Source organism: Streptomyces sp. x-19, assembly GCF_046549115.1.
Taxonomy (GTDB): domain Bacteria; phylum Actinomycetota; class Actinomycetes; order Streptomycetales; family Streptomycetaceae; genus Streptomyces; species Streptomyces albulus_C.
The window spans coordinates 1-8,755 of the sequence record NZ_JAJPWK010000062.1 but is presented as its reverse complement, the minus strand read 5'-3'; the positions used below and the strand labels follow the sequence as shown (position 1 = coordinate 8,755).

10 protein-coding genes and 2 pseudogenes are annotated in these 8,755 nt (G+C 63.5%); 3 read left to right on the top strand and 9 right to left on the bottom strand.

Going from position 1 to position 8,755, the window contains the following annotated elements:
• Positions 1–147: 147 nt before the first annotated feature.
• The 3 genes from ACLJT4_RS41860 to ACLJT4_RS41850 form a co-directional block, all read right to left on the bottom strand.
• A complete protein-coding gene (locus ACLJT4_RS41860; protein ID WP_411130384.1) occupies positions 148–396 on the bottom strand; it encodes a transposase in 249 nt (82 codons plus the stop codon).
• A 124-nt stretch (positions 397–520) separates the two neighbouring features.
• Positions 521–2,002, bottom strand: a complete 1,482-nt coding sequence (locus ACLJT4_RS41855; protein WP_411130383.1) for an alanine/glycine:cation symporter family protein — start codon at positions 2,000–2,002, stop codon at positions 521–523.
• 500 nt (positions 2,003–2,502) lie between these two features.
• Positions 2,503–3,756, bottom strand: coding sequence for a L,D-transpeptidase (locus tag ACLJT4_RS41850; RefSeq protein WP_411130382.1), 1,254 nt, complete (start codon positions 3,754–3,756; stop codon positions 2,503–2,505).
• A gap of 1,232 nt (positions 3,757–4,988) precedes the next feature.
• On the opposite strand from ACLJT4_RS41850, the gene ACLJT4_RS41845 reads away from it, so the two are divergent.
• The 3 genes and pseudogenes from ACLJT4_RS41845 (at position 4,989) to ACLJT4_RS41835 (ending at position 6,037) form a co-directional block, all read left to right on the top strand.
• A complete protein-coding gene (locus tag ACLJT4_RS41845; RefSeq protein WP_411130381.1) occupies positions 4,989–5,135 on the top strand; it encodes a hypothetical protein in 147 nt (48 codons plus the stop codon).
• Between the two features lie 57 nt (positions 5,136–5,192).
• Positions 5,193–5,480: pseudogene (locus ACLJT4_RS41840) on the top strand (helix-turn-helix domain-containing protein); the annotation flags it as partial.
• 281 nt (positions 5,481–5,761) lie between these two features.
• Positions 5,762–6,037 (top strand): hypothetical protein, encoded by a 276-nt coding sequence (locus ACLJT4_RS41835; protein WP_411130385.1) that lies wholly within the window; start codon positions 5,762–5,764, stop codon positions 6,035–6,037.
• 24 nt (positions 6,038–6,061) lie between these two features.
• On the opposite strand, the pseudogene ACLJT4_RS41830 reads toward ACLJT4_RS41835, so the two are convergent.
• From ACLJT4_RS41830 to ACLJT4_RS41805, 6 genes and pseudogenes are all read right to left on the bottom strand, one after another.
• Positions 6,062–6,352, bottom strand: a pseudogene (locus tag ACLJT4_RS41830) (integrase core domain-containing protein); the annotation flags it as partial.
• A gap of 7 nt (positions 6,353–6,359) precedes the next feature.
• The gene (locus tag ACLJT4_RS41825) at positions 6,360–6,833 is read right to left on the bottom strand and encodes an amidohydrolase family protein (protein WP_411130380.1); all 474 of its coding nucleotides are present in this window, start codon (positions 6,831–6,833) and stop codon (positions 6,360–6,362) included.
• A gap of 89 nt (positions 6,834–6,922) precedes the next feature.
• Positions 6,923–7,306: a hypothetical protein gene (locus ACLJT4_RS41820; RefSeq protein WP_411130378.1), complete on the bottom strand. Its 384-nt coding sequence runs from the start codon at positions 7,304–7,306 to the stop codon at positions 6,923–6,925.
• Between the two features lie 105 nt (positions 7,307–7,411).
• Positions 7,412–7,657, bottom strand: coding sequence for a hypothetical protein (locus tag ACLJT4_RS41815; protein WP_411130376.1), 246 nt, complete (start codon positions 7,655–7,657; stop codon positions 7,412–7,414).
• A 281-nt stretch (positions 7,658–7,938) separates the two neighbouring features.
• Positions 7,939–8,268 carry a type II toxin-antitoxin system PemK/MazF family toxin gene (locus tag ACLJT4_RS41810; protein WP_411130375.1) on the bottom strand — a complete coding sequence of 110 codons (330 nt, stop codon included), beginning with the start codon at positions 8,266–8,268 and terminating at the stop codon, positions 7,939–7,941.
• A complete protein-coding gene (locus tag ACLJT4_RS41805; protein ID WP_411130373.1) occupies positions 8,265–8,483 on the bottom strand; it encodes a type II toxin-antitoxin system CcdA family antitoxin in 219 nt (72 codons plus the stop codon). The genes ACLJT4_RS41810 and ACLJT4_RS41805 overlap by 4 nt, the downstream gene beginning before the upstream one ends.
• Positions 8,484–8,755 lie beyond the last annotated feature (272 nt).

The window sequence follows — 8,755 nt, the reverse complement described above, 5'->3', positions numbered from 1 at the left end:
TACAACACCCGACGCCGCCACTCCAGCCTCGGCCAGCGATCCCCAATCGCCTACGAGGACACCTTCCACACAACATCAACTACCCTGACCCGAGCCGCATAGACGTGTTCAAACTCCGGGGTCAAGGCCCGTCAACGACACACCCGATCAAACGGACACGCCACCGGCGAGTGAACCTGACCAAGCACTACTAGGGGCAGGATGAAAGAGGTCCAGTGAGGCGGCGCCGCGCTCGCCGGCGTCCGCCTCGGCCTGCCGGATCCAGCCGCGCAGGGCCTCGGGATGCACACCGAGGTCGACGGCTAGCCTCTTGATCTGTGGCCTCGGCTCCGTGGTGCGGTACATCCGCACCGCACGCTCACGCAACTCCAACGAGTACTTCCCGGGTGCAGCCATGGTCGATGCTCCTCTCAGAGAACCATCTGACCATCTGTCAACACCCTCCGCATCTCAGGGGAACCTCTCAGCTGGGCGGCTGCCCACGACCACTCGATGGCGGGACGACAGACCTGGCAGTTGGTCAGACCTGTGCCGAGTTCCGTTGCCCTGTGCTAACCGGATGAGTCTGAGTCTCCTCATGCCCCCGGAACGGGGCCCAGCACTGCACACCCTTGAGCTCGGGGATACGGTGCCGAGTGAAGGCCGGGTCCAGTCCAGTCCTGCGTTGGGCCAGGTAGTCGTCCAGGAGTCGGAAGGCGATGCCGGACAGGGGAATGATGGCGAGCAGGTTGATCAGGGCCATGACGGCCATGAAGACGTCGGCGAGGTTCCAGACCATCGAGACAGAGCCCAGCGACCCGAGCACCACGGCTGCCAGGACCAGGCACCGGTATGAGGAGAGCACCCAGGGCTTGCGGGTGATGAACTGAATGTTGGTCTCGCCGTAGTAGTAGTTCCCGATCATCGAGCTGAACGCGAGCATGAACACCACTACAGTGAGCACGTGGCCGGCCCAGGCACCGAGGGTGCTGTTGAGGGCGTTCTGAGTGAGGTCAGCGCCCTGCCGGCCGGCGAGTTCGGGATTGGTGACAAGGACGATGAACGCGGTCATTGTGCACACCAAGAGCGTGTCGAAGAAGACGCCCAGGGACTGCACGAGGCCCTGCTTGACCGGGTGGGAGACCTCGGCGGCGGCTCCTGCGTTGGGGGCGGAGCCCAGGCCGGCCTCGTTGGAGAACATGCCGCGCCGGATGCCTTGCTGGATGGCCGCGCCGATGCCGCCGGCGGCGAGCTCACGCATGCCGAACGCGCCGCCGACGATCTCAGCGATCACGCGCGGGAATTCGGTGATGTTCAGCAGGACCACGGCCAGGCCGAGCAAGAGGTAGGTGATGGCCATCACAGGGACGAGTACGGAGGTCAGGGAGGACATCCTACGAACCCCGCCGAAGACGGCGAGGCCGAGCAGAGCAGCAAGCAGCAGGCCGGTGACTGGGTTGGCCCAGGGGCTGCCCATCTCCGGCAGTGACCCCCCAGCCACGGCGGTGATGGTGTTGGCCTGGACGGCGTTGAAAACGAGACCGAAGGTGAGGGTGATGACCACGGCGAAGAGGACGCCGAGCCAGCGTTTCCGCAAGGCCCTCTGCATGTAGTAGGCCGGTCCGCCGCGGTAGGCGCCGGTGATGTCACGCACCTTGTAGAGCTGGGCGAGGGTCGACTCAACGAACGCGGAGGCGGCGCCGATGATCGCCATCATCCACATCCAGAAGACAGCTCCTGCCCCACCGAGGGTGATAGCGGTGGCTACGCCGGCGATATTGCCAGTGCCAACCCGAGCGGCTGCCGAGATGGTGAAGGCCCCGAAAGACGACACCGGCTTGTGTCCATCGGCGCGCGCGGGGGACTTTTCCTTGATCACGCGAAACGTCTCGGGCAGTAGGCGCAATTGCACGGCCTTCGACCGGACCGTGAAGTACAGGCCAGCGCCGACTACCAAGGGGATCAGCAGCCAAGTCCAGAAGTGATCGTTCACGACGACGATGAACGTGTCCAGGCTCTCCATGTCGGAAGTTTCCCGGGGGTTGAGGGCACTCCAACAGGGACTAAGGTCTGTCGCACGCAGGACCGTGGACCTTACCGATCGCTTCAGAATGAGTTTGTGTTGGGGGCTTGGGCTCGCAGAGGATTAAGTTGTGGTTTCTGGGACTTGACACCCCAGATCAGAGCAACGGAACTTCACATGTTGTTGTTCTGCGAGCCCTGGGCAGTTCGAGTGAGAAGCGGCAGTCTTCTGCGGGTGACCGATGATCTTGCGCCTGATGACCTGTGGCACTGTGTCGCGGCAGGGCTCCTGTGTCGCGTCGTTGATGAGTGGAATCACCAACGGAACGACCAGGAGCCCTGCCGCGTCACGGGCCCTTAACCACGGCCCTCATCACCTTCAACATCGAGGATGAGAAGTCTTCACTGCGAGAAGGGGGACACCCGCGAGCTGCACCACAACTGTGCCGGCACGGTTGTGGTGCATGTGACGAGTAGCGGGGTCCCGCGCTTGGGCTGAAGTCAGCGTAGGGTACTGCCTTTGACCCAGTCGTTCCAGTGCATGTTCCAGGCGTTGAGGCCGTTGTCGGGGCGGATGGTCTCGTCTGGGGAGTTCTTGACGATGACGATGTCTCCGATGAGGGAGTTGTTGTAGAACCATGCGCCGGTTGTTTGGGGGTTGTTCGCGCCTTGTGTGTCGGCTAGACCTATACAGCCGTGGCTGGAGTTGGTGGTGCCGAAGACGCCTTTGCTCCAGTAGTTTCCGTGGATGAAGGTGCCGGAGGTGGACAGTCGCATGGCGTGGGGGACGTCGGGGATGTCGTACTCGCCTCCAAAGCCGACGGTGGCCCCGTCCATGCGGGTTTCCTTGTGCTTCTCGGATATCACCATCTGGCCGTTGTAGGTGGGCGTCTTCGTGCTCCCGGCCGAGATGGGGATGACCTTGATGGTCTTTCCAGCGCGTACCACGGTCATGGTATGCGTGCTGGCGTCGACGGTACTGATCTGCGGGCGGCCGATGAAGAAGGAGACGGTCTTGTCCTGGATGCCCTTGATACCGGGAGCTGCTTCGATGCCGGCCAGGCGGAGTCGCAGTGTGACTGTGGAGCCAGCCTCCCAGTACTCCTTGGGACGGAAGTCGATCCGGGTGTCGCTGAACCAGTGACCGACGACGTGCTGGCCGCTGCTGCTTGTCACTTTCAGCGCGGACTCCACGGCCCTCTTGTTGGTGACGGGTCTGTCGAAGGTGAGGGAGACCGGCATGCCGACACCGACCGTCGAGGCGTCTTCGGGGGTGAAGGTGCCGATGAAACTGTTGGCGGCAGAGACAGTGGTGAAGGCCGCCTGCTGCGTCAGGGCCCGCTCCTGCAGGTCCTTGGCCTTCACCGTCACCTTGTAGGCAGTTCCGCGCTCCAGCGGAGAGTCCGGCTTCCAGGTCTTCCTGTCTGCCGACAGAGAGCCCTTGACTGGAGAGGGGCTGTTGGCTGCGACGAGGGTTATGTCGGTGAGTTCACCGTTGGTGCACGTCACCGAAGCGTCCGTGACGCCTGCGCCGGTGGTGCCGTTCGTGGGCGTGATCTTGATGATCGCCGTAGAGGTTGACGCGGTAGCTTGGGCGTCATCCGCATTGCTCCGTGATGCCCACGCTGCGATTCCCAAGGTGCCGCCGACCCCGGCTACCGCGCCGACCAAGAACCGGCGCCGCGAGGAGGCACTCGAATGCCGCTGCTGGATGTTTTGCCCTGGTACGGGGGCGCTGTCTGGTCCGAGTCCCATGGAACGTCCTAGTCCCCGCCATGCCTGCCTGCTGCGCGCCATGGCGGATGTGAAGGTTGAGCGTCGTTGCGAACCAGCCGGCTCGGAAAGAGGAGAGACAGAGGTTCGCCAAGGCTAGGAAGTTGCATTGCGGCCTACAGTCGCTGGACCCGCAATCGATGAAGGTCGACCGAACTGACCTCCGGCCTCGACGGCCCACACAGGCCCACGGGACCGACTGCGTCCTGGCTGGACGACACCTGCGCACTCGGCGCTGGCAGCGGAGGAACAGGATTGCGTGCCAGGACGGGTAGAGACCAGCTCCCGCGGCGCTCGCAGGATGGACTCTTGCCTGACGAGTCGTCCCAGGGTGTGTGCGCCGGCGTCGCCTCAGCACGCAAGGTGCCGGAGGAGTGCGTCGACTGGTCAACTGTGGTGCTGAAATCCCCCTCCGACCTCAGCACCACAGCGGAGAGCGCAAACACGCACAGAGCTGCCACGACAGACGCAGCCCATCGGGAAACGACGACATACCGGCGGCGCTCACGCGCATGAGACCGGATGCGAATCGCCATACCGAACATTCTACCCATTTGCCTCATATGCCAACTTCCGGTCCAGTGCCGGGACTTCACTGGCATGCTTCTGAAACTATGACAACAGCCGCAGCAACCCCTGCTATTGGAGCTCCAGACCCGCCCTGCGGGCCAGCTCCCCGATGCGCGACCAGAGTTCGACCAGCGTCGAGAGGACTCATGCCCCATGCATCGCCCTCCTGACCGCGACAGGCGGGACTCGGCCCCGCGCGTTCGTTACGGGGGATGCGCGCGGGGCCGATGACGGACGCCAGGACCAAGCAGCAATGCTTGGCCTGCCCACGGTGGCCGTCCACATTCAAACTGCCTCGCCTTGCCACTGCCGAATAGAGGCGAAAGTCCCTACCAGGCGAAGCCGATGCAGCGCCCCATTGAGGTGTTCTCGGCGATCGTGTTTTCAGGAGCGTTTTCTTGTGTATGGCCTGCGAGTGAGCCTGCCCGTCAGTATCGCCAAGGGTCCTCGTCGAGTTCCTCAAAGTACCGGCGCAGACACGCGCGTAGTGCGGTGAAGTACGCATCGAACCCAGCCCGGTGGTACGCCCTCTCCGTAGGCAGATTCTCCTCATCCGCCATACCCACCGCCCTGGCGGCACGGCTGCCCACTCGAGCTCAGGCGCTGTGTAGTAACCGCGTGGCTCGCTGGGCGATGTTGGGGGCATGACGTTCCCGGTGTCGAACGCGTTCGAGCTGCTGTGTGCCCAGTGCGCACAGCGACTGCCGGCGCAGTTGCAGGACCTGGCCGGGCCGGCTCACGGCACGGTTGACCTGCCGCTGCACGTGGTCTGGTCGGGCCGTCGCTCCTAGGTATAAAGCTGCCGGACATTGGTGACACATGGATCTCCGACTACGACGGAGCTAGCCATGCCCCCTTCACCGCAACAGCAGCAGGATCGCCAGGCCCAGCGACGTCTGGCGGTCCTGCGCCACGCCGAGGAGGTCACTGGGAATGTCTCGCTGACCTGTCGGTACTACGGGATCAGCCGTAACTGCTTCTACAAGTGGCAGCGGCGCTACCAGGAGGAGGGCATCGAGGGCCTGCGCGACCGTTCCAGCGCGCCGCACCACAGTTCCCATGCCACCGACGCCGACATCGTGAACAAGATCGTCTACCTGCGGCAGAACTACCACTTCGGCCCGATGAAGATCCGGATGTACCTCCAGCGGTACCACGACATCGATATCGCCTGCTCCGCCGTCTACCGCATCCTCAAGCGGCTGGGTCTCAACCGGCTGCCCGCATCGCAACGCTACAAGCGCCACGACAAGCGCTATACCGGCTACGAGAAGCAGTTGCCCGGCAACCGGGTGCAGATTGACGTCAAGTTCATCGAGCCGATCGGCGCGCCTGCCCCGACGGCCCAGCAGCCGGCCCCGTTGTCGGCACGACGCCCAAGGTCTGCCGTCGGGCCAAGTACTACCAGTTCACCGCGATCGACGACTGCACCCGGCTGCGCGTCCTGCGGATCTACCCTCGGGGCGACCAGAAGACAGCCATCCAGTTCCTGGACTACGTCCTTGGACGACTACCTTTCCGCGGCGAGGCCATCCAGACCGACAACGGCGCGGAGTTCCAGTCCGCCTTCCACTGGCACGCGCTCGACAAGGGCATCGCCCACACCTACATCAAGCCGGCATCCCCGCACCTCAACGGCAAGGTGGAACGCTCACACCGCATCGACGCTGAAGAGTTCTACCGCAGGGTCTGATGCAGGTTCGGGTGACAGGTTTGGTCACGCGGCCTGGAAGGCCGGTGCGGTCATGACGATCTCGAATTCGACAGGGGTCAGCCTGCCGAGGGCAGCTTGTCTGCGGCGCCGGTGGTAGGTCTTCTCGATCCAGGTCACGATCGCGATCCGCAGTTCCTCGCGGGTTGCCCACGCCTGGCGGTCGAGGACGTTCTTCTGTAGCAAGCTGAAGAAGGACTCCATGGCCGCGTTGTCGCCTGCCGCCCCGACTCGTCCTATCGAGCCGGTCATCCGGTGACGGTCGAGGGCCTGGACGAACTTGCGGGACCGGAACTGCCTGGGTTCAACCAGTCGTTGCAACGCCACTTGTCTGCCAAGGCTGCGCTGCCCGGCCGTTGAGGTCCCATGCGATGTCTCCACTGCGGAGGGTGACCTCGGCCCCGAGACGAACTGAGGATTCACGGCAAAAATTGCAGCTGTCAATAAAACCAAATGATCCATGTTCGATTTTCAGTACTGCAACATCGGCGCACGCCCCGGGCGACAGATGGCCAAGATCGGGGCGATGCAAGAGCTGAGCGGGGCGCCAGGTGGAAGCCTCCACGACCTGGCTGAGGGAAATTCCCAGGCTCAGAAACTTGGATATGACGCTGGACATGTTTTTCATCCCTGCGTTCATGCTCCCCGCGTGCAAGTCGGTTGAGATGGAATCGGGCACGAAACCTTCGTCCAGTGAACGTGCGGCAACATCCCAGCGGAGGCTGATGCCTCCGTGGCCGACGTCGAAGAGTACACCGCAACGGCGTCCTTCATGCATGCAGGGATTCAGTCGCCCGTCATCACACAACTCCCCGCGCATTCCCGAATACGTGTGAGTATAGATGTCCCCAGGGCGGAGCACCTGTGTCAGCAGTCGTTCCAAGGGGCTTCGGGGTGAGAGGCGCCGAAGTCCACCATGGCAGGAAGCCCGGCCCGGTCGCCGGCTTGGAGGGAATGCTCAACGGCAGCCCAGTCACGCCCTTGATAGTGGGCAGTCTTGATGCCGACGATGCTGGGATGTTTGAGGGCGGTTACGGCTGTAGCTGTCGGATCCATGCCCGCTACATCTTGTTCCAATCCGCCGCCGGCCATGCCACGTCCGACAATGTTGAGGAACGATAGGACTCGTGTCCGGCTGCGGTTGATGGCATTCTCCTCAAAGCACGCAAAATTCCGCCACCCCGCTGATTCTGCATACACCATCGTCGTGACACCACAGCGGAATGAAAAGGTGTCTGGTGGAACGCTCACGATCCCGTCCGTGTATGCATCACGGCGACCGTGAAACAGATGTGTATGAATATCAAGGAGGTCGGGAGTGACGTAGCAACTTGACGCATCGACGACTCGTCGCGCCTATTGCGGAGAGATGCGTGAATTGACTTTGGCGATTCTCCCGTCTTTGGTGGCTACGTCGCCAGCCTCATCCCGACCAGTCTTGGGGTCGATGATGTGCCCTCCCATTAGAAGTAAGTCATGCAAGACTTCGTCGTCAACGACATTGCTGCCACCTCGCAGCGCCTTGCTGTCGTCGCTGACTTGGCCGACGGAATCCGTAATATCGCTGGGTGCGGTTCCCGTTGCGCCATTCATCAGTGTCATCTGAAGCCCTTCTACGGAAGCCCGGCTCGGCACAGACCAACACGAAGACCATCATTCGCACTGTACACAAGGTTGCGAAGGTAATTCATCGCCGCTTTGTCCAGCGCCATGTTCATGAGGGGAGGGGGTGTCCAGCAGATACGCTGCCCGGTGGTGGTAGAGAGGCCGGGGTGTACGTCGCCATGGTGGCTCCCGGCCGGGAGCCTGTGCAGCGGGATTCGACCTGAGCGCACCGAGGCCCCGTCCGCGATTCGCGGACGGGGTCGGTTCGGCCGGCGCCGTCAGGTGAGGTCCAAGGTCACGCGCAGGGCGGCGGAGATGCGGTCCATGGTCTCCGCTTCGACGGTGCCGAGGAACTCGCCGGCCGTCAGGCGCTTGTCGGTCAGGGCGGTGAGGTCGATGGCGACGGCGGCCCCGCGCACGGGGTGGGCCATCGGGATGGTCACGACGGTGTCTGGGGCCCCTTGGGTCTCGTCGATCATCATGCACACCGCAGTGCCAGGCAGGGCGGTAAGGGCGGCGTCCGACTCGACGATGACCACCGCGCGGGTCTTGGTGGCCAGCTGGACGCGCCAGACTTGGCCGCGGGCGAGGGCGGGGGCGAGGGTCACGCGACGTCCTCGCCGAAGGCGTCGGCGAGTTCCTCGGTGTCGGCGTCGCATGCGGTCCGCTCGCGCCAAGCCCGCACGGCAGGGGCCGCATCGCGCAGCTGCTGTGCCCGCAGTGCGTGCTCGATGTAAGCCGAGAGGTTGCCGCCGGCGGCGGCACGAGCGTGGGCGAGGAGGTCGTCCGGCAGGGTCACCGTGGTGCGCGTACGAGTGCTCATACTGGTGAGCATACAGATGTATGACTGTGGTGTACGCACCTCATGCATCGGTTTCCCGTGGACCGGCCCGGCGCGGTCCAGAGCCCGCAGGCTTCGTCAACCCGGCCCCGCCCGCGATTCGCGGACGGGGCCGGGTTGACCCTGTTACTGAGGTTGTAGTCGTGGTGTCGTCGGTGTGAGCCCTGTTCCGGTGAGGCATCCGTTGATGATGTCGCTGCGGTATTGGATCTGGCGAAGGCCATGTCGGAGCTCGTGCATGAGGTGGTCGGGAT

Excerpts from the sequence above, each read along its gene's own strand:
- ACLJT4_RS41860 (WP_411130384.1), bottom strand. The coding sequence starts at position 396 with ATGGCTGCACCCGGGAAGTACTCGTTGGAGTTGCGTGAGCGTGCGGTG.
- ACLJT4_RS41855 (WP_411130383.1), bottom strand. The coding sequence starts at position 2,002 with ATGGAGAGCCTGGACACGTTCATCGTCGTCGTGAACGATCACTTCTGG.
- ACLJT4_RS41850 (WP_411130382.1), bottom strand. The coding sequence starts at position 3,756 with ATGGGACTCGGACCAGACAGCGCCCCCGTACCAGGGCAAAACATCCAG.
- ACLJT4_RS41845 (WP_411130381.1), top strand. The coding sequence starts at position 4,989 with ATGACGTTCCCGGTGTCGAACGCGTTCGAGCTGCTGTGTGCCCAGTGC.
- ACLJT4_RS41825 (WP_411130380.1), bottom strand. The coding sequence starts at position 6,833 with ATGCATGAAGGACGCCGTTGCGGTGTACTCTTCGACGTCGGCCACGGA.
- ACLJT4_RS41815 (WP_411130376.1), bottom strand. The coding sequence starts at position 7,657 with ATGACACTGATGAATGGCGCAACGGGAACCGCACCCAGCGATATTACG.
- ACLJT4_RS41805 (WP_411130373.1), bottom strand. The coding sequence starts at position 8,483 with ATGAGCACTCGTACGCGCACCACGGTGACCCTGCCGGACGACCTCCTC.